The organism is Geotalea sp. SG265 (genome assembly GCF_022808985.1).
Lineage (GTDB): Bacteria > Desulfobacterota > Desulfuromonadia > Geobacterales > Geobacteraceae > Geotalea.
Genome location: NZ_JAKZFT010000002.1, coordinates 276474 through 298002, shown reverse-complemented (window position 1 = coordinate 298002; position 21529 = coordinate 276474). Strand labels below are relative to the sequence as shown.

15 protein-coding genes are annotated in these 21529 nt (G+C 54.2%); 9 read left to right on the top strand and 6 right to left on the bottom strand.

Features of this window, described 5'->3' with window-relative positions; all coding sequences use genetic code 11:
- Positions 1-201 precede the first annotated feature (201 nt).
- Positions 202-1440, bottom strand: coding sequence for a hypothetical protein (locus ML541_RS03845; RefSeq protein ID WP_243370996.1), 1239 nt, complete (start codon positions 1438-1440; stop codon positions 202-204).
- A gap of 279 nt (positions 1441-1719) precedes the next feature.
- Positions 1720-2826, bottom strand: a complete 1107-nt coding sequence (locus tag ML541_RS03840) for a DUF362 domain-containing protein (protein ID WP_243370995.1) — start codon at positions 2824-2826, stop codon at positions 1720-1722.
- Between the two features lie 168 nt (positions 2827-2994).
- On the opposite strand from ML541_RS03840, the gene ML541_RS03835 reads away from it, so the two are divergent.
- Positions 2995-3729: a response regulator gene (locus ML541_RS03835; RefSeq protein ID WP_243370994.1), complete on the top strand. Its 735-nt coding sequence runs from the start codon at positions 2995-2997 to the stop codon at positions 3727-3729.
- 75 nt (positions 3730-3804) lie between these two features.
- Here the strand turns inward: ML541_RS03835 and ML541_RS03830 are convergent, their stop codons facing one another.
- The 3 genes from ML541_RS03830 to ML541_RS03820 all read right to left on the bottom strand — a co-directional run bounded on the left by ML541_RS03830 (position 3805) and on the right by ML541_RS03820 (position 6631).
- Entirely contained in the window at positions 3805-4767 is a 963-nt protein-coding gene (locus tag ML541_RS03830; protein WP_243370992.1) for a DUF2950 domain-containing protein, read from the bottom strand.
- Between the two features lie 44 nt (positions 4768-4811).
- Positions 4812-5996, bottom strand: a complete 1185-nt coding sequence (locus ML541_RS03825; protein WP_243370990.1) for a DUF3300 domain-containing protein — start codon at positions 5994-5996, stop codon at positions 4812-4814.
- Between the two features lie 239 nt (positions 5997-6235).
- Positions 6236-6631 carry a response regulator gene (locus tag ML541_RS03820; RefSeq protein ID WP_243370988.1) on the bottom strand — a complete coding sequence of 132 codons (396 nt, stop codon included), beginning with the start codon at positions 6629-6631 and terminating at the stop codon, positions 6236-6238.
- Positions 6632-6998: 367 nt separating this feature from the next.
- Between ML541_RS03820 and ML541_RS03815 the strand changes: the two genes are divergently transcribed.
- From ML541_RS03815 to ML541_RS03780, 8 genes are read left to right on the top strand one after another with little or no spacing between them, the layout of a single operon-like run.
- Positions 6999-10463, top strand: coding sequence for a PAS domain S-box protein (locus ML541_RS03815; protein ID WP_243370986.1), 3465 nt, complete (start codon positions 6999-7001; stop codon positions 10461-10463).
- Positions 10464-10467: 4 nt separating this feature from the next.
- Positions 10468-11271 (top strand): response regulator, encoded by an 804-nt coding sequence (locus tag ML541_RS03810; protein ID WP_243370984.1) that lies wholly within the window; start codon positions 10468-10470, stop codon positions 11269-11271.
- Positions 11268-12236, top strand: coding sequence for an HD domain-containing phosphohydrolase (locus ML541_RS03805; RefSeq protein WP_243370982.1), 969 nt, complete (start codon positions 11268-11270; stop codon positions 12234-12236). The genes ML541_RS03810 and ML541_RS03805 overlap by 4 nt, the downstream gene beginning before the upstream one ends.
- Positions 12236-13561 carry an HD domain-containing phosphohydrolase gene (locus tag ML541_RS03800; protein ID WP_243370981.1) on the top strand — a complete coding sequence of 442 codons (1326 nt, stop codon included), beginning with the start codon at positions 12236-12238 and terminating at the stop codon, positions 13559-13561. The genes ML541_RS03805 and ML541_RS03800 overlap by 1 nt, the downstream gene beginning before the upstream one ends.
- Before the next feature lie 41 nt (positions 13562-13602).
- Complete coding sequence (locus ML541_RS03795; RefSeq protein WP_243370980.1) at positions 13603-14271, top strand: Rab family GTPase; 669 nt, start codon at positions 13603-13605, stop codon at positions 14269-14271.
- Between the two features lie 2 nt (positions 14272-14273).
- On the top strand, positions 14274-15563 hold the full coding sequence (locus ML541_RS03790) for an ATP-binding protein (protein ID WP_243370979.1): 1290 nt from the start codon (positions 14274-14276) through the stop codon (positions 15561-15563).
- 2 nt (positions 15564-15565) lie between these two features.
- Positions 15566-17986 (top strand): ATPase, T2SS/T4P/T4SS family, encoded by a 2421-nt coding sequence (locus ML541_RS03785; RefSeq protein ID WP_243370978.1) that lies wholly within the window; start codon positions 15566-15568, stop codon positions 17984-17986.
- 29 nt (positions 17987-18015) lie between these two features.
- The gene (locus ML541_RS03780; RefSeq protein WP_243370977.1) at positions 18016-18579 is read left to right on the top strand and encodes a response regulator; all 564 of its coding nucleotides are present in this window, start codon (positions 18016-18018) and stop codon (positions 18577-18579) included.
- Positions 18580-18714: 135 nt separating this feature from the next.
- Here ML541_RS03780 and ML541_RS03775 read toward each other — a convergent pair whose 3' ends face one another.
- A complete protein-coding gene (locus ML541_RS03775; protein WP_243370976.1) occupies positions 18715-21525 on the bottom strand; it encodes a GPMC system transcriptional regulator in 2811 nt (936 codons plus the stop codon).
- Positions 21526-21529: the final 4 nt, after the last annotated feature.

Sequence of the window (21529 nt, the reverse complement as noted above, 5' to 3'; positions counted from 1 at the left end):
GTATGCTCATGCTGTTTCTGGTGTGCCATGAGTGTGCGTCTGTTATTGTACCCTGCAAAGGCATGAGAAAAGGAGTTTAAACGCTGTAGAAGTAATGGCTGGGGACGGTGCGACCTATGGAATAATGGTATTTGAGAGTGAAAACCTAGAGTAAAAAAGGGGCAAGATCTACTGTTTATGTGATTAGAATCTCCGCCGTATCTATGGTGAGTCAGAAAGGATGATGTCAAAATCGCTCTGATCGAGCCCCACATCGGGTTTGACGGGAAACATAGAGTGCGGATCTTTGTTCGCCAGGCCGATTGCCAGGATCATGAAGTCCCTGTCCCTTGGCATGAGCGGCCGAGGTCCCCATTGCAGAAAAATAACCCGGTTGTCTTTGCTGGCCAGGGGGACCCGTTCCTTTTCCTCGGCGAATTGCCCCTCTTTGTTGGAGAAATAGACCAGATTGGGTTTGTTATCCCCGATCCACTCGATAAAATTGGCCTTTCCCGAAAAGGAAGAACCCTTTTCCCCGAGGATCATCGGGTTGCCAATGTCATACATGCCTGCATAGGAGTATTGTCGCGGGTCAACGGACCCCTCGAAGTAAAAAAGCCGCCCCTTTGCCCAGCCGATATTGCCCCCCGAACTACCGAATTGGCCCACCCACGGCTCATCGCCATACACATAGTAATAGTAGGCAGGGGTATTGCCGATGTTGGTCAGTTTCATCAGCAGGATGAAGTAATTCTCCCCCGCCCGGAAAATGGCATACCGATCGATGCGCAGAGTCGTTGCTCCGAAGGGCACACTGTGGCTGCTACGGATGATCAGTTTTTTGTCGTCGCTAAACAATACTTTGCTGCCAAGGAAGTCCCAGGTGGATGGATCATGCTTGTCATCCGGGGACGAGGCGATTGTTTCGTTGGCATTGCACCAGAGGTGATGCCATGATTTGCCGTCGAAGTGGGCCATGCCGGTGGCGCTCATGGTCAGCTGGGCATTATCGTGTTTGGAATAGGGGAGACCTCCGCCGACAAAAACTCCTTTAGGAATCTCGCCGCGGCTGTCCCGGAATCTGCTGAAGCAGGTCAGGAGCATGGTCCCGTCGTCGTGGTAATTGAATACATAACCACTGCCGTTCAGCCGGTTCCAGCTGTAGGTGAGGTGGGGGTGGTTCGGTTTGTGGCTGTGCTCGTAACGGAAAAAGTCGAGAATGGGATCGAATTCGAACTTGGCCAACAACCGGTTTTCTTCGCCGAGCAGCAGATCTCCTTTGAGGTCGAACAAACGCCCACGGTCGCAGCTGAGGAGGTAAAAGCCATGGAGCTCGTCCGAAAAATCGAAATGGCCAGCAAAATAGATGGCGATGAAAATGCAAGCGGAGGTGAAGGCTACTACAAGCCTTCTGCTTTTAAGGCGGCTGAAAAGGGGGAGACGAAAGGGAAAAATGTTCACTAGGCAAAGTCCTTCTGCTTGTTCTTTACGCACAAACAATCGAAGTGCAGATGCTGCGCTGGTAGTACTGAACTGCGCAGCGGCAGTATCTCTCATTAGATTTTAGATGACCCGGCAAATCCATTCAACAGGAATATGAAAAAAAGGTCTTAATGTGTCCGGGTGATGAAGGAGGAAATGCATTTAAGAAGGGGCGAGACATGCCTGGACAGGGAAGCAGAAAGGTACGATGCATTCGAGCAAAACCAACGGTGATGAATGTAGAAGCCGGCGAGCCTTTTAGATCCTTACCAAGTCGTAGTTTCTGGTCCCAATGCCAAGTTTTTGTGCGTGCTCAAGCTGAATTTCCCAGTCAATGTCAGGGTGAACGCCGCGGAATTTATCACCACCCGGCTCCATACCTGTCTTGAGTGCGGTATTTGCATTGCCGGGGGCTCCATTGACCAGGTCGGCACAAGCCTGATCGAGGGCGACAGGATCTGTGGACGCGCAGATGCCGATGTCGTTGACAATGGGGGCGTCAGCATGGCCGTAGCAATCGCAGGAAGGGGAAACCTGGGTGATGAAATTAAGATAAATATTTTTATCTTCCTTGCCGAAGACGGCCCCTTTGGCATACTCGCACATCTTTTTCATGATAAGTTCAGATGCCTCGTTCCATTGGATATTTACTGCCTTCCGTATGCAAGCTGTGACACAGCGGCCGCAGCCGACGCATTTTTCCTGGTCGATGGCAGCTCTTCCTTCGATTATGGCTACGGCTTCATGGGCGCATGCTTTCAAGCAGGTACCGCAGCCGGTGCAAAATTCTTCGGCTACTCTAGGAGCAACGGTCGAATGTTGAACGAGCTTGCCGTTGCGGCTGGAGCAGCCCATGCCGAGGTTCTTGAGGGCGCCGCCGAAACCGGTCAGGTCGTGGCACTTGAAGTGGGAGACTGTCACCATCGCGTCGGCTTCGGCTATTTCCTGGCCGATGCTCACCGTTTTGAGAATTTCGCCGTCAATGGCTACGTCAACTGCAGAGTGGCCTCGCAGGCCGTCGCACATGATGAGCGGGGCATTGACCACGGCAAAGGCAAAGCCGTTTTCCACGGCGCAGGTCAAGGCGGAGACCGCTTCCTTGCGCTCACCAGGATAGAGAGTCGAGGAGTCAGTCAGGAAGGGCAGCCCGCCGCAGGCTTTAATTTCATCCACAATCCGCCGGATGAAGACGGGACGGATGAAGGTGTGGTTGCCCCGCTCGCCGAAGTGTAGTTTTACAGCCACAAGATTTCCTGCTCCAATACGTTCCTGCATGCGGCATTTGTTAAGGAGTGTGCCGATTTTGGTGAAAAGATTCGTACGGCTGTCTGTTCTCATACCGGTGAAAAAAACGGTGCTTTTCATGGGGACGCTACCTCGGTGTTGGCTTGAAGAAGCAAGTGCTTTACAGGTCTATGTAGCATATGCGTAACGGCTTTTCAATGGTCGGAGCTTAGCAGGGCAAAGTTTTTCTTGCGGTTGGCCTAAAATATGCTATTACATTAGAAAATTATACTGGCCACGAGGAGTTTCATGAAAGAATGCTCTGAGCGCGAGCTCTGGATCTTGGGCTTGGGTGAAAACCCTGAACGAGGCGCGCTGATTTGCAGTTACCTTGCCGAAGCTGGTTACTGGGCCAGAACAGCCTCCCTGTCCGAACTTTCCATCTGCAAGCCGCTCGGCATTCTCTTGGATATTTCTCCCTATTCAAAGGATGGCTGGGGGATTCTCCTGGATATAAAATCCAACAGAGAGACCCGCGACATTCCGGTCCTTCCTCTCTACCTGAGCCAGGAGGGTAAGGTGGGGGAGGTTTTTCCCGTTGCCGGTTTCTTCACCCTGCCCATCGATCCCGAATATGTGATGGAGCGATTGGCCGTGTTCGGACTCATCGAAGACATTCAGGATTACGACCTGCAGGTCCTGGTCATTTCACGCAAAGGCGAGGAGCAGGTGGCCAAGACGCTGGAAGGTCTCGGCTTCGAGGCCATTAATGCCTATACGGGCAAGGAGGGGGTCGCGGTTGCCACAATCAGCCACCCGTACCTGATTTTCAGCACTCTGATGCTGCAGGATATGGGCGCCTTCGAGATGCTTGAGCGTTTCCGGCTCTATCCCCAGACGCGGAACATCCCCTTTTTCATTCTCCTGAAAGATACCATGAAGGCCGGGGAGCGGACGGCCATGAGCCGCCAGGTGGATCACCTGGTGCGGAAAAAGGTCCTCACCAAGGATGAATTTCTCAGCTACCTGCGCAAAAAAATGTGAAAGGCAAACAGCAGCAAAGATAAGGGTGGAGCAACCGGGATTGCTCCACCCTTTTTTTGCTACAGCCTGAGAGGGTTATTGTTCTTCGACTACTTTCCAGGTCAGGTCGGGGTTATAGGCTTTTATTTCCTTAGCGATCCTTGCCGTCGCAGGACCAAGGTTTTTTTGGTAGACCCTGCCACGCTGGTTGACAATGAAGGTCATGACGCCGGAGACCCCCCATTTGGCAGGATAGGCAATGAGGGCATGTCCAGCTACCATATTGCCGTTGATGATGTAGCTGAATTTCCCTCCCGGAGCACTGGGCCCTTGCCGTTTGAGGATGCGGAAGTAATATCCGCTGAAAAGGATGGGGCCTTTCCCCCTGGGGGCCTGTTCCGGCACATACCCCTTTTCCTTTGCTTTTGTGATGAATGACCCAAGAGGGCTTTCCTTGCTGCCGGGCATGGTCGGCCAGTACAAGCCGTCATGTTTGTCCGGGGAACTGATCAGGCGCTGGGCATATTTCGGAATTTGCACACCTTCAGGTTCGGAAAGATCATAGTATTCGCGCTGTGCTGCCACGTAGGCCAAGCAGGCATTGATGGCAAGCAATTCGTCCCGCCCGATCCTGCGGTTTAGAATCTCGTCGCGTCCGGCTTTCGTGTCAAAGAACCACCCGCTTCCCTGGCGGACGATCGGTACCGGGAAAGGCCATTTCTCCTTGCCGATCTGTAACATGGCTCTGGATTCTCCTTCCTGAACCAATACCACCCCCTCCTTCAGATGCTGCGATAAGTGCCTCAACTCTGCAGCTCTCTGGACCGGGTCTCCCGGGTCCAGATCCCCGTAAGCAGGACCGAATATTTTTTCCAGTTCGGGTAAATCTTTCGAAACCACCGCTTTCAGCAATTGATCCCGCGCTTCTTCCGGTGAGGAAAAAGAACGCTGCGGCATGTCATTTTCAACTGCGTCGAGGTGGAGGGGGAAGAGCACAGACGCCATTATGGAAAGCATCAACAGTGCTGGGCGCAAGGCTGAATATATGAACCTATGCATAGTAGGATCCTTTCTCAACAGTGGGAGCACAACAGGGAACGCAATTATCGCTGCCTGGTCGGACGTTCCCCACCGGATGTGGCAGGAGCGCGGGGGGCAGATCTTATGGATGGTGCAGGTGCAGAGCGCGGCATAGTTCTTGTGCCCTGCACTCCAGGCCCGGTAGTTGTCAATGGCTGTCGGTTTAATTGATGAATGGTATCACGGCTCATCCTGCCGCGCTGGCGGTAGGTCCGCAATTCACGTTCGCTGCCATAGCCGCCGAAACCGGTGTACGGCGCTTCAGTTCCCCGCTGTATTCGGCGGTCGAAGGTTCTTCTTTGCGTTGGGGAAGCAGGTCCTGGAGCAGGAACAGCTTGAGGAGCAACCCTGTTTCGACTGGGACGGGCAGTCGGCGTGCGGGGTACGGTGCCCCGTTCCCTGCGCAACTCATTGCGATACCGGATGGTGTCGCGTTGTACGATTCTGGGGTTTATGCGGATATCTCTGAGCCGATTGTTAATGTAAGTGCGATTACGGATATTGATGTAGGGCCGCGCCCGGTTAATCCACCCTCTTCCGCGCCAGCCATGGTAGTAGATGCGATGTCGGTGCCAGTCGCAATCCCTGTTCAACCAGGCACCGATGCCGAAGCCGACGCCGAAGGAGATGAATCCATAGGAGGGATAGAGCTCCTCCGTATATACGGCGACCGGGTCGTACTGGGGCACGTAGATGACCTCCGGCTCGGCAGGCACTATGCGGATCAGTTGATCCTCAACGAGCACCTGCTGCTGAGGGGTGGAAACAAGGCTTCCGGCTGTCTTTGCTTCGGCTCGCAACCGCTGAATGGTATCCATCACCTCCTGCTCCTGATTGACGAAGGCTTGCCCAAGAGAGACGGTCCAATCGTATTTGCTGTCCATCATGAACAGCACGGTCTGGTAATGGGCAACAGCCTTGACGCTCACATCCCACGGCTGATTTTCAATCCGTGCCGATTCTCCATATTGCCTGACAAATCGAGCTGCTTCATCGATCTGGTCGACGAAGGTCGCTGCGGGTAATATCTGGGCAATTAACGGGTCGGGATACAGGGCAATGGGGGCGAGCAGGTCCTCCAATTCTTCGGCGGTGAAGAATTCTCCTCCCGCCTCATGGGCCTGGTCGGCGGTATACTCTTCGGCCATGGCACCAGTAACGGAAAGACAGAGCAGGATCAGACAAAGGACAGAGCTGATTATTCTCATGGTACCCTCACGGGTTAAGGTCAGGGCAGGAAACCTTCCCCTAGTGTAACAGAATCCCTGCGGGCATCAAGGAGGCACCAGAGACAGGATGGTAGGCAGGATCGTCAGCAAAAAGCCATTGCCTCTGCTGACCAGAAATCTAGTGGCATTGAAGCAAAGAATGAAACACTTGGCAATGGAGCCATTGAGTTCGGAAGGCATGTCGCCAAGCTGCTTCAAGGGAGGACGAGAAAAAGCTCCTAGTAGATACCCAGGTTTATGATTTCCTGCAGAAGGTCTTCAGCGGTAAATGGTTTGACCAAAAAGGCAGTGGATTTGTTCATGAAAGTAGGATCCATTCGAGTCTTGGGATCATCACAAGCTGTTATCATGATGACCTTGACCTGATGAACAGCTGAGATTCTCGATGCCTGCTCTATGGCTCTGATGGATCGCAGTGCCTGGGTACCGTCCATGACCGGCATCATCATATCCATACAGATCAAGTCATATGGTTTCTGCGCCTCGAAGGCCAGTTTGTAAGCTAATATTGCCTCCTCTCCGTTGGCTGCTATATCGCAATCCCCCAACGGAGAGAGCGTGTCCTTGATCCACTGCCTAGTAATAAAGCTGTCATCCACAAGTAGAATTTTCATCATTTCTCTCCGTCGCTGATATGCCCGTCTGTTACTTCCTTCGGCATTTGCGCCGCCAACTTTAGCAGGTTGTTGAAAAACAATTGCGGGGTCACTCTGCTGCGTTGCCGCTCGCTCGGAAACTCAACGTACCTAGAGTACGCCTCGTCCCCTCGCTCGCTTGAGCCTTGCATAGCGGCCTCTTTAGGCCCTGTGGGTCCTCATGGCGTTTTTCAACAACTTGTTAGGCCCTTCGTCGAATAATTCACCGGCTAAAGTTTCTCCCTGCCCTAACCGATAGATGTTCCAAGCAGATAACGTTTTGTCGCCCCAGACGACGCAATGGAATCGGGGCCTTTTACGGGGAACTTCAGTGAAGACCGTCAGCATGAGCATCAAAACCAAAACCACCATCCTCATTTCCGTCTTCGTTTCGCTTCTGCTGGGGGTGATCAGTGTCATCGGCCATGATTACGTGGTTGAAGTACTCAAGGGTGAGATCGGCAAGCACCAGTACGCGATCCTTTCCTTGGTCGCGGAGCAGTTGGACGAGGACGTGGCCCATTCACGGGAAATGCTGGAGAAGATGGCGACAAATTTACCTGACAACGGCCTTGGAAATGGTGCAGCCGTCGAAAAAGTTCTAACTACGTGGCCGGACACAAAGCACTTCAATGGCGGCCTGCGCATTATCGACCTCAATGGAAGGCTTATTGCGGAAACGACAACCGCAGGTATGCCCCGAACAGCTCCTCACGGGTCCCTCCTCAGTAGGGATTATGTTTCCGTTCCTCTGAAAACCGGTAAACCTTTTCTTTCCGATCCATACATGTCTGCCGCTCCTTCGCTCCAGCCTATGGTTACCATGAGTGTTCCGATTACCCGTAGCGGCAGGATCATCGGCATCCTTGCCGGCTCACATTATTTGCTGAAGGGCAGCTACCTTGCCGATCTGAATAAAATGCGGATTGGCCAGACGGGATACATCTACCTGATCAACAAGAAGCGCATGATGATCATGCATCCAGACCAGAAATGGATCGCCCAGGCTCTTAATCCGGGAATAAACCATGGGCTCGACTTGGCCATCGGCAGCGGCTTTACCGGCACCATGGAAAATGCTAACTATGTCGGCGTCAAAGGGATCTCTTCCTTCAAACAGCTGGTCAATGCAGACTGGATTGTCGCCGTCCACTATCCCCTCGCCGAAGCCTATGCACCCATAACCAGGATCAACTATTTCCTGGCCGCCATCTTCTGCCTTGGTCTTGTTGCATCTGTAGTCATTTCATGTCTGGTGACCGGAAAAATCATCGGCCCCGTGGTTAAGCTGACCACCCACGTGAAGGAGATGCAGACAAAACGGGATAGAGACCGATTCATTCAGTTTCATACCAACGATGAACTTGATTCTTTGGCGGCAGCCTTCAACGACATGATTGACCAGATGGACGAAAAGCAGGAACTGCTCTACGAGAACCGGGAGCTATACAAGATTCTCGCAGATTTCACTTCGGAACTGGCCCTTCTGCTCAATCCTGACCAGTCTGTACGCTATGTGTCTGGTAACTGCTTTAAACTGACCGGCTATACGGAAGAGGAGTTCTATAATACCCCCCGTTTAGTGGATGGGCTCATTCATCCCGATGATCTGGAGACATGGCTCCATCACCGGGATGCAAGGGACGAAGATGGGCATTGTGGCCCTATCGATATCAGGATCATCACCAAGACCGGGGAAATTCGCTGGTTCAACCATGTCTGCCATACGGTCTCCGCCGAGGACGGCAGCTACAGCGCCATCCGCGCCGGTTTCCGAGATATCACCAACAGAATAGCATTGGATCAGAAGCTGAATGAACAGCGGGCCTTCAGCGAAAGCATCGTCGAGAGCATACTGACGCCAGTTTTTGTTATCGATGCCGATCATAAGGTTATTGCCTGGAACCGAGCCATGGCCGATCTTACAGGGTGTCAGCCGGAAGAGATCATCGGAACGAACCTGCATTGGCAGCCGTTCTACAAGGAACAGCGGCCGACTTTGAGCGATCTCCTCCTGGATGGTGAGGAAGTGGGTATAGATCGCTGGTACGACCATTGTTCCTGCGATCCCGGCAATCCGGAATCTATCCGTTGCGAGCAGTGGTTTGAAATGCTCAATGGGAAAAAACGCTACCTTATCTTCGATGCGGCCCCCATCTTCAGCGACGGCAGAAAGATCGCCGTCGTCGAAACGGTTTACGATATGACGGAACGGAAGCTGGCAGAGGAGAGCATGAGGCTCTTTTCCCAGGCGATCAATCAAAGCGCCAGCTCAATTATCATCACCGATATGGAAGGCTCTATCCAGTATGTGAATCGGAAATTCTGCGAAATTACCGGATATACCGAAGAGGAGATACTGGGGCGAAAACCGTCGGTTCTAGATCCGGAACAACAATCACCGCAGTTGTACGAGCAAGTGTGGCAGACGGTGACTGAGGGCAATACCTGGCAACGGCAGCTCAAGAGCCGGAAGAAAGATGGAAGTTCTTTTTGGCAGACTGTCACGGTGATGCCGGTGACGAATCCGGATGGGATAATAACCAACCTCGTTATTGCCAAGGATGATATTACCGAGCTGAAAAAAAACGAGCGCGTTCTGAAAAAGCAGCAGACTGAGCTGGTGCAAAAACATGAAGAGCTCCGCAACCTGTTCACGCTGGTGCAGCAGGGCAAGCGGGAGTGGGAAAAAACCATGGACTGCATCGATGACATGATCGTCCTCATAGACGACCAGGACAATATCAGACGCTGCAACAAGTCGTTCATGGAATTTTGCGGCATCCCCTACGCTACCCTCATTTCCAGCAACTGGCCCGATATCTGTGCCTCCCTCGGTATTACCTTCGTCCGTGACAGCAGTAAGACCGAGTTCCATCACGCTCCAACCAACCGCTGGTTCCATCTGAGCTGCTACCCATACGGCGACGCCGACGGAGCGGTCATAACCCTCCACGATCTGACCCGGATCAAGCTGGTTTCCCAGGAGTTGCTCCAGGCTTACGAAGACTTGAAAAGTACCCACAAACAATTGCTGCAGAGCGAGAAGATGGCTTCCATCGGCCAGCTTGCGGCGGGTGTTGCCCATGAAATCAACAACCCCATCGGTTTTATTTCAAGCAATCTGGGAACGATGGGCAAGTACCTGGAACGGCTTCAGGGATTCATTGCCGCTCAAAGCGCTGCCATTAACGACACTGCCCCTGCCGACGTCAGGGCAGAAATCAGCGAACTGAGCACCAAGTACAAACTGGATTATATACTCAATGATTCTCGGAGCCTGTTGTCCGAGTCAATGGAGGGGGCCGAGCGAGTTAAGCATATCGTCCAGAACCTTAAATCCTTTTCTCGCATCGACGATGCGGAAGCAAAATACGCTGACATCCACGAGTGCCTGGAGAGCACCATCATGATCGCTTGGAACGAGTTGAAGTACAAGGCATCGTTGGTCCGGGACTATGGTGAATTGCCACTCGTCAAATGTTTTCCCCAGCAGCTGAACCAGGTATTTCTCAACCTCCTGATAAATGCCGCACATGCAATCGAGCAACAGGGCGAGATCAGGATTGCGACCTGGTGCGAGAACAAGACCGCCTGCATTGCTATTAGCGACACCGGCTGCGGGATTCCGCCAGAGGTCATTGGCAAGATTTTCGATCCGTTCTTTACCACTAAGGAAGTGGGAAAAGGGACAGGGCTTGGCCTTTCCATAAGTTTCGACATTATCAATAAACATAAAGGAACGATAGAGGTTACCAGTGAACCGGGACGGGGAACGACCTTCACTACCCGTATTCCGGTCGAGGGGTAGCAGAATGGACGACACGGTGAGAATACTTTGCGTCGATGACGAACGGAACGTGCTCCGTGCAGTGGAAAGAATGTTTCTTGATGAAAATTACCAGGTCATAACCGCTTCTTCCGGGGAAGAGGGATTGGAGAGGCTTGCCAGCTGTGAGAATATCCAGGTGATCATCTCGGACTATCGCATGCCCGGCATGAACGGGGTGGAATTCCTCAAGAAGGCCTGTAGCCTCCGCCCGGAAACCATCCGTATCGTCCTCTCTGGATATGCGGATACTGCAGCTGTCGTCGCGGCAATCAACGAGGGGGAGATCTATCGGTTCATTCCCAAGCCTTGGAACGATGATGAGCTGAAGATGACCATTGCCAAGGCAGTGGAGATGTTCGCCCTTCATCGGGAAAACGCCAAGTTGTCCGAAGAACTCCATGCCAAGACCCAGGCTTTGGAACAGCTGCATTGTGCAGTTGATCAGCAACAAATCACCATGACTGGTAGTCCTCACGGCCTCGATCCTGCCAGAATATTGGATAGCCTTCCTTTTGGCGTGCTGTCGGTCCTCACCGACATGGTCATGCAGATGAACAAGGCTGCCGCCTTGCTACTGGGCCAGGACAGGGATGAATGCCTGAATCGGCCCATTGACCAGGTGCTCCCAGCCGATATCTGTGGGTTTATCGGCCGGGCTTTGGCAGGAGAGAAGAGCTGGACCGGCGTCGCCGCCGACGGCAGGATGTTGCGTGCTGACTCAGCCCCTTTGGATCGGAGTACAGCACCTGCCATCGTCATAGTCCTGACAGGAGAGCCTTCAGCATGAGCGAACCGATTCTTTTTGTCGATGATGAACAGCATGTGCTAAACGCACTGCAGCGAGTCTTCTCGGATAGCGGCCTGGAAACCGTTTTCACCCGGAGCCCCGTGGAGGCATTGAACCTGTGCCGCAACAAAAGGTTTGCCGTTGTTGTTTCGGACAACATGATGCCCGAAATGAAAGGAATCGAACTTTTGACGCGGATCAAGGAAGAATCTCCGGAGACCGTCAAGTGTCTGCTGACGGCCCATGCCGATCTGGCTACGGCACTGCAGGCGATCAACAGTGGCGAGGTATTCAGATTCATCGTTAAACCCTGGGTAAATGAGGAGTTATACCAGGCGGTCAGCGAAGGAATTGCCCGTTTCCGTATCTGGGACGCACTCAGGCAAAAGGATGAGGGTGTTCTGCATTCCCTGGCCGAGACCATAGCGCTGAAAGACAATTATACCCGCGGGCACTGTGAGCGGGTTGCCGACTATGCTCTTAATATATGCGAGATGCTGGGGCTTCCGTCGACGACATCCCGGGAGATCCGTTACGGCAGTTGGCTGCACGACTGCGGCAAGATCGGCGTGCCGGAGACGATCCTTAATTCTTCTTGCATGCTTTCGGAGCAGGAAATGATCGTTGTCGGGAAGCATCCCGAATGGGGAGCCAATGTGGCCCAGCAGGCCAGCCTGTCCCCTACCGTGATCAACATCATCCGTCACCACCATGAGCGTTTCGATGGAACAGGGTATCCATTCGGCCTGAAAGGGGTCTCGATTCCCCTGGAAGCCCGGATAGTTGCTGTTGCCGACGTTTTCGACGCTCTGACGACGGAACGACCATATAAGGCCGCCATGAGTTTCGCAAAGGCAAGAAAAGTCATGGGAGATATGCGAGGGAATCACCTGGAAGGACGGTTGGTGGATTTGTTTTTTCAGACACTGGACACAGCAAAGCAGACCCAGAGGGTTAATGAATAATGGTAGCCAAGAACCTGAACACTCTACTTATCGTCGATGACGAAGAAAATATCCTCCGGGCTGTTACCCGGCTGCTGCTGGAAGAGGACGACATCCAAGTGTTAACTGCGAACTCGGGAAGTGAAGGGCTCAAGATTCTGCAGGCGCACCCTGATGTTGCGTTGATCCTTTCCGACCAGCGCATGCCTGGAATGACCGGAGCGGAGTTTCTGCAGCAGGCGAAAAGCGTGGCTCCCGAGGCAATACGCATGGTGCTGACCGGTTATGCCGATATTAACGCCACCATGGATGCCATCAACAAGGGGGGAGCGTCGTGCTACATCACCAAGCCGTGGGATGACGGCATGCTGGTGCAAACCCTGACCGAAGGCATCCAGCGTTACCGGATGACCATGGAGAACAAGCGGCTTTCCGCCCTGGTCCAGCAGCAGAATGCCGAGCTGCAGGAGTGGAACAAGGGGTTGAAAAGCCGGGTCATGGAGCAGACGATGCGCATCAGGCAGCAGATGGAAGAATTGCGCCTGAGCGGCGAGATCGCAACCAGGAACTGGCAGAATACCATCCTTGCCTTTTCCAGTGCCATCGGTCTGCTCGACCCCATGGCCCGGAGCCATTCCAGCAATGTTTCCGCCGTTGCTGAGGAGTCGGCCCGCAAGCTCCTGTTGACCTCGGAAGAGGTGGAAACAGTGCGGGTCGCGGCTCTGCTCCATGATATCGGCAAGATTGGCATGGAACCAAGTATTGTTGGTAAGAATCCAGAGCTGCTTAGTGATGTGGAACAGGCGGAGTATACCCTTCACCCGGTGCGGGGGCAGGCGGTGGTCGATGTGGTGGAGGGACTCCGTTCGGCGGGGCAGTTGATTCGCTGCCACCATGAAAACTACGACGGCACGGGATTTCCTGACCGCCTTGCCGGTGGTGATATCCCCCTCGGGGGGCGCATTATCGCTGTCGCCGACTACATAGACGGAGTGATCGCCCGGATGGGAGCCTCCTTTACCATCGCCTCGGTCATGGAGAAGGTAAAGAAAAAGGCGGGGAGCTGGTTTGACCCGGAACTGCTCTCCACCATTCAGGATGTGGCCACAGGCCACTATATCGTCCTTGGCCAGCAATCCTTGCATGAAGAGCAAGTGGACCCGGAGGACCTCTGTCCTGGAATGGTCCTGGCCCGGGAGGTGACCAGCGGTACCGGACTGCTTCTTCTCAACAAGGGAGCGACTTTGGATGCGGCAAAGATCCACTCCCTCAAGCGGTATTACCGGCTCGATCCTCCTGCCCAAGGAGTGTTCGTCTTTGTTCCTGCTGGCCAGACCGGATCTTGAAAAAGCAGAAAATTCTTCAAGGCAGAAACAGGATTTACAACATGATTGAATACAACGAATCAGAACAGCGCATGGTCCTCAAACTCGTTTATTACGGCCCTGCCATGTCCGGCAAGACGACAAACCTACTGCAGCTGCACGAACTTTTGCCCCATGAAGGGCGTGGGGACCTGATGGTCCTCGATACCACTGACGACAGGACCATCTATTTTGATCTGCTGCCCTTCTTCATCGTCGCTCCCAGCGGCCTCAAGATCAAGATCAAGGTTTATACCGTTCCCGGCCAGGTGCGGCATGATGCCACCCGCAAAGCGGTATTGCAACGAACCGACGGGGTTGCTTTTATTGCCGATTCCCAGCTTTCGGAGAGCACCAACAACCTGGCCAGCTTCGAAAGCCTTGAAAACAACCTGGCATTGGTCGGGCTTAATATCGACTCCCTTCCCTTGGTGATCCAGTTCAACAAGCGGGACCTGAAAACTGTTGTCGAAGAGGGCGATATTCACCGCACCTGGGGGCCTACGGGCATTCCGGTGACCATGGCGTCGGCCATCAACGGGACTGGGGTTGTGGAAACCTTTTCCCTGCTCGTTGACCGGCTTTACGACAAAATCGACTATCGGTACCGCTTGGCAGATGATCACGGACTGGAAAAAGGGATGTTTCTGCAGCGTATGATCTCCGTGGTCGAACGAGAAGGAGACGAGTGATGATGTCGTCGCAGGAAAGGCTGTCCTATGTGGTCGGGGAAGAAAAACGCCTGCGTGAGGTGCTTGCCGATGGGGAGGTTAGCCCTCTGCTTCAGGGACTTGTCCGGGCCGGAGCTGACAATGTGACGATCGTCGATGCCGAAGGAACAGAATTATGGGCCGCCAGGGATATTGCTTTCGCTGGTGAGCCGCTGGTGGCCCTGCCGCTGAATCTGGAGGGAGAGCCGGTGGGGAAGGTGCTTGTTTTCGGCGACGGCACGGCCAGGCCGGAACTTCCGGCAATGGGCAAGCTTCTGGCCCTGGCCCTCAATACGGTCATTACCAACAACCTTAAGCGCATTCTCACCACGGAGATTCACACTACGGTGGTCAATACCTCGTTTGAGCAGTTGGTAGAGATAAACCAGCAGTTAACCCAGTCGGAGGCCCGGTACCGGGAACTGGCGGAAAGCCTCGAAAGACGGGTTAATGAGCGGACTGCCGAGCTGAAGAAGGCCCATTCGCACCTGCTCCAGCAGGAGAAGATGGCAGCAATCGGCCAACTGGCAGCAGGGATAGCCCACGAGATAAACAATCCCCTCGGGTTCATCACCAGTAATCTCCATACGCTGCAGAAATACGTCAATCGCTTCGGAGCGATGCTCTACTTTTTCAGGGACCAGCAGCGGCTGGGCACCTCAATTGCCGAAGTGAGGGAGCTGTCCGACCGTAAATGGCAGGAACTGAAGCTGGATGTCGTTTCCGCCGATGTGGGTGACCTCCTTTCGCAGACGCTGGCCGGTGCGGAGCGGGTTTCGGGGATTGTCGCCGACTTGAAGGGTTTTTCTCACGTGGATGAGCTAGGGGTGGTAGCGGTGGATGTGAACCGTGAGATAGAGCTGACCTTGAGTGTACTATCGCACCAACTGAACGGAACGGTGGAAATCGTTCGCGAACTGCAGCCACTTCCCCCCGTTAAGGCTCAACCGGCGGTGCTCAGTCAGGTATTCCTCAATATCATCCAGAACGCGCTTCAATCAAAGGCGGAAGGCCTCCGCTTGACTTTGTCAACGGCCTGGGACGGCAATCGGATCCGGATCAGCATTGCCGACAATGGGCCGGGAATCCCCCCTGAGCACCGCGGAAGGATTTTTGAGCCATTCTTCACCACTCGGGAGGTAGGTGAGGGCAAGGGGATGGGGCTCGCAGTTGTTTACGATTCCGTACTGAAGCTCGGTGGGACCATTGCCGTTGCGGATGCAGCCGACGGCGGAGCGGATTTTATCATTACCATGCCGCTGAATAAGGAATAACAATGGCCAAGTATTCCAACCTTTTCCGCAGTATTACCAATTCCGGTGCAGCCAATGAGCCAGGGGGAGATGTCGCCATTCCAGAATCCCCGCCGGAAGTGGTGGAAAAATTCACCATCCTTTTCGTTGATGATGAAGAGGGGGTGCTGTCGGCCATGCGGCGGATCTTCATGGAGGAGAATTATAAGATACTTACCGCTGCCAATGGAGAAAAGGCCCTGGCCATATTTGATGCCGAGCCCGTTCACCTGGTGGTTTCCGATCACCGCATGCCGGGCATGACCGGAGCGGAACTGCTCAAGGCAATCAAGGAACGTTCTCCCCAGACCATCCGCATCATGCTTACTGGTCATGCCGATGTTAATTCCATCATGGGGGCCGTCAAGGAAGGCGCCGTCTATAAATTCATCACCAAACCCTGGAATGACGAAGACCTGCGCCTGACGGTCAGCCTGGCTCTCCAGCAGTATACCCTCATTCAGGAAAACAAGCGGCTCAAGGATCTCGCCCGCAGCCAGCAGCTCAAGCTGAAGAACTACAGCAGTCTTTTCGACGAAAACCATGGGATGATGGGGAAAATCCTGGTGCAAAGCGGCGTCATCAAACAGGACGAGCTCGATCTGGCCATGGAAAAGATGGAGAAGGGGGAATTCCTCAGCGAGGCGGTCGTTCGTCTCCGTTATTCCAACGAGGCTAAAATCATCAAGGCACTCCAGGAAAGCCTGAATATAGAATATGTGGATTTGCGTGAATACGAGGTCAATCCGATTGCCGCCAAGTTTCTCCCCCGCGACCTCTGCGAACGAAACCGGATGGTGCCTATCAAGATGGACGGACGGCAAATGACCTTGGCCATGGCCGATCCTTCCGACATCTACAAGATCGACAATATATCATCCATGACCGGGCTCAAAGTCATTCCTCTGCTGAGCGCCTCTTCGGAAATAATGGCCCTCCTGAAGCGGCTCTATGGTGAAAACAGCATCGACGACATCGATGAGTGTTCAGATCTTGAGCCGCTGGATGAGATCGACATAGTCATTGAAGAAGACGAAAAGGATGTGAGCATTCAGGAGCTGGTCGGCTCGTCAGAGGTGCCGCCGGTCATCCGCATTGTCAACGCCATTATTTCCGAGGCCGTTCGTTTCAGAGCCAGTGATATCCATGTGGAGGCAAAGACCAAGTACACCTTGATCCGTTTCCGGATCGACGGGCTTCTGCACAGCAAGATCAAGATCCCTGCCGATCTCCACGCGGCGATCATCTCTCGCCTGAAGATACTGGCCAAAATGGACATTTCAGAACGGCGCAAGCCTCAAGACGGGCGGATCACCGTCAAAGCAGGGACCCGCATTGTCGATATGCGGGTTTCGTCGCTGCCCACCCTGAACGGCGAGAAAATCGTCATGCGGGTTCTGGACAAGAGTTCGGCCATCAGGAGCCTCAATGAACTGGGGGTCCTGGAGGATGATCTGAAGAAGATCTCCATGATCGTCAAGAAGCCCCAGGGGGTGATCGTTACCACTGGACCGACGGGAAGCGGCAAGACCACCATGCTCTATTCGATTCTTGCAGCGATGCTTGAGACGAGTAAGAATTTCGAGACCATCGAGGAGCCGGTGGAGTATTTCCTGGAGGATGCAAACCAAGTGGCGGTGCGGGATAAGATAGGATTGACCTTTGCCCAGGTCCTCCGCGCCACCCTGCGCCAGGACCCGGATGTAATCCTGGTGGGAGAGATCCGCGACCAGGAGACTGCCGATGTGGCCTTCAAGGCGTCCCTCACCGGGCACATGGTGCTCTCCACCCTCCATACCAATAGCTCGGTGGCGTCCATCACTCGACTTATCGACATGGGGGTCAAGCCATATATCATCGGTTCGGCATTGGAGGGAATCATCGCTCAGCGGCTGGTTCGGCAGATCTGCCCCCACTGCAAGACGACGGTACCTCCCGATCCGGACATCCTGGAGCTCCTGCGGGTGTCTGGCGACGCCTTCCCCGAAGGGGTCAGCAAGGGAAAAGGGTGTGACCAGTGCAACAAAACCGGCTATCTGTCGCGGACCGGCATCTATGAGGTGTTCGTCATGAACGAGGACTTCAGGCACTTGATCAGCACAGGCTACCGTGAAACGGAGCTTTTCGAGATGGCGCGCGCCGCCGGGATGCGGACGTTGGTTGAAGACGGCCTGGAAAAGGTCCGCCGTGGGCTCACCACCCTCGAAGAATTGTTGCGAGTCATCGGGCCACAGCTTGTCTACGAGCGAAGCTGTGACAACTGCCACAGGAATTTCGATGCCAAATTCCTCTTCTGCCCTTACTGCGGCTCTTTCCGCCATAACTTCTGCAAAACCTGCAAGATTTCTCTGGAAAGCAGCTGGCTGAACTGTCCCAACTGTGGCAGCCCTAAAGATATTCTATAACCCAATTTATTATCCAGGGGAGGTACCCTATGAATTCACGCAGCAACATAATGTTGGTAGACGACGAGGCCTATGTCGTATCGGCGCTTCGGCGCGCCCTTGAAGATGAAGCCTACGAAACGACCGGGGCCGCCAGTGGTGAGGAGGCTTTACGGTTGATGGAGGAAAAGCCGTACAAGGTGGTTGTTTCAGACGAAAGAATGCCCGGTATGGACGGCGCCGTCTTTTTGGCTCTAGTGAAGGAACATTATCCTGAGACGGTGCGGATCATGCTCACCGGCCACGCAAGCATCGACGCTACCATGAACGCGGTCAATAATGGCGAGATTTACCGTTTCTTTGTCAAGCCCTGGGACGAAGTCCAATTGAAGCTGGCGATTAGATCTGCAATCGAAAAGTACGACCTCGAAGCGGAAAACAGGAAATTGCTGAGGGCGGTCAGGCGGCAAAGCCATGAGATAAAATATCTGGAGGAACATTACCCGGGCATAACGGAATTGCGCCGCGATGGCGACGGTGCGATCTGTCTGGATGACGATATGTCAGAGGAAGAACTGGCGGAAATCGTTGCCCAATGCAACCGCGACCTCTAAGAATGTCCTCTGGAGCGGATTTATCTTTGTGTCGGGTCGAACCTGGCAGGCATCGAAGGACTGACGGGTGACCGTTTCAGCAATTGGTTTATGCAAGATTAGGAATTATCCCTATTTTCAATACATCTTTTAAAACTAGATTTTCACCGTCTTGTAGAGGAAATTCTTGAACTTGAAGAATCGGCGCCGCTCCTCTTCGTCGTTGTTCACATCCCCTCGGACCGCCTTCAGGTAGCGGGCGAGTTGGGGCATGCCTTTGCCCGCTGCCGCTTTGGATTTTTCGATGACCAGCTTGACCACATCTCGGGAAATGAGGTTCTGGGAGTAGGGTTCATAGACGGCGGCCCAGAAATCCCGGTCCTGGGCGATCTGAGAAAGGATCTCATCGGCGACTTCCTCGGTCAGCCGGGTGGTGGCCTGGGGCGCGCCTTCGCGCATGCCGTCGGTGATGGCCCGGCGGATATCGTTAGCTCCAAGGGCCTTGCCGGTTCTGAAGAAGAGCGCACGCAGCAGGATACTCCGAAGCTCCCTGATGTTGCCTTTGTAGTTATGCTTGACCAGCACCTGTTTTGCCTCTTCGGTCAGGAAGGGGGTGTCTTCCCGGGGGTCGTCCTTGCCCCGGTAGGTGCGGTAGAGCTTGCCCAGGAAATGGGTTGCCAGGTCTGGGATGTCCTCCCGCCGCTCGTTCAGGGAGGGAACGCGCACCGAGAGCTCCGAGAGGCGGTGGTAAAGATCCTCGCGGAAATTGCCCCGTTCGATCTCCTCCTTAAGGTTCTTGTTGGTGGCCGCCACCAGCAGAACCCTGCTGTACCGCTCCTGGTTGTCACCCAGGCGGACGAATCCTCCGTTATCCAGGAATCGAAGGAGCTGGACCTGTGTTTTCAGGTCGGCATCGCCGATTTCGTCGAGAAAGACGATGCCTCCACCCGTCTCTTCCAGAATCCCCTTCCGGTCGCTGTAGGCCCCGGTGAAAGCCCCTTTCTTGTGGCCGAACAATTCCGAATAGGTCAATTCGCCGCTATAGGCGGCAATGTTGGTTTTCTTCACCAGCAGCTCTCCTGCCGGGTCGATTTCCTGGCGGTAGAGTTCGTTGAGCTTGTTGTAAAAGTTATTGAAGAAAAATTCCTTGCCCGCTCCGGTCTGGCCGAGGACGAGAATGGAGGGGAGGCCGATGGTCGCTTCCTGGAGCACGTTTTTGCTCCAGAGGACGATGCGGTTGAAGAGCGGCTGTGAAACGGTGTTGATGAACTCGACGATCTCCTGGGATTTACGGCTGTTGCCGATGATGTTGCCCAACCGGTAGGACGAGACCTGGGGGTCCTTGTAAGCGACATCGCTCTGCAGCCTCGTTACCTCGTTCTGCAGCCGTTCGATCCGCTGAATGTCCGAGATGTGGTGGGAGGTGAGGCGGTCGATGATCTGCAGAATCCGTTTGTGTTCTTCGGTGAAGTAGGCCGGCTTCAATGAATTGAGGCAGATGACTGCCGTCAGCTCGTCGCCGCTGATAACCGGCACAGCGATTTCACTCTTGATCAGGTCGCTCATGGAGCGGTGGAAACCGCCGCCACGATGCTCATCCTCAATGCTGGCAATGATCTTCGGTTGCTTTGACCAGGCAACGTAGCCGGTCAGGCTGCGCTCCTCGGGGGGCAGCTCAAGCCCGCCGATCTTGAAAGGGGGGATATATTTTTTCAGCCACTCCTTGTTCTTGGCCCCGATGATGTTGCCATCCTCATCCTCCACCACCAGCCAGCGCTCCCCTTCACGTTCCTCGACAATGGCGATGCTGCCCGTGTCGGCACCGATCAGTTCCGTTGCCTTGGAAAGTACCTTGGTGAGGAACGGCTGCAATTCTTCATTGCGGTCCTGGAGAAGATCTGTTATCTCGGCAAGAACGCGGATTTCCAGGTGCTCACTGCCGATCTCGTTGATGACGCTTTCGACCATTTCCGCGTGGGTCTGGAGCAGCCCCATTTCGAATTCGGAGAAGCGGTAGCGGTCGCGGGTGAAGTAATTTACCAGGCAGATGAGGCGCCGCGTTTCATGGTCGAAGCGGGGGACCACGTAAAGGGAGCTGAGGGCCATCTGCTCGGTCAGGGCCCGCTTCTGCAGGTTGTATTGAGTGAGATCGGCGAAGAAGATCGGACGCAGCAGTCTATCATCGGTGATGACCCCCTGGTCGTCCACATAGCGGGAGATGAGAGATTTCCCCTTTTCCAGATCGATGGCTCCCTGTTCATCATAAAGGGCCTTGAGGCCGGGCTCCTGGGAATGGCTGGCGAGGATTGCCAACGCACCCTCCCCCCCCTTGCCGGAAACCGGGATCAATACCGATGCCAGGGAGAGCCGGTCGATCAGCCGTACGGCCGATCTGACCATGAAAGCAGCGGTTTCCCGTTTCTTGTACTCTTCTACGCTGCGGGCCAGAAGGAGTTGCTGGTGGTATTTCCTGGCGGAGTCGAGGTGGTTGCCGATCATTGACAGAAAATCGCCGATCATTGTTTTGCCGCGGGCGTGGATGATCTCGCCGGGATTCTGCCGATCGACGCAGATGACGCCGATGGATTTTCCCAGGCTTGTGAGGGGCACCAGGTAGCTGGCGGAGATGTCGAACTTTTCGGCGAATCCCTTGTCGAGGCTGAGGCCGGTGGCCTTGGCGTTGCGGAACTCAGCGGGGTATTGGGAGACGAAGACGCTGGAAACCATGGCGTCACGGGAGATGATGGGAAAGGTGACCTCACGGATGTCGTCGCTGAAGGGGCCGGAAGCGTAGGCGCAGGCAAGCGCCCCCTTGGTCAGGTCTTCCAGATAGATGCGGACCGATTCCTGTCCGGACACCAGGCGAAATCCCTCCGCTGCTGCATGGAGCATCTCATCCAGGTTTTCTTTGCCGAATCCGGAGATCTTTTCGCCAAGTTTGTCAAGTCTCGATTTCAAGGACTCCATGGAC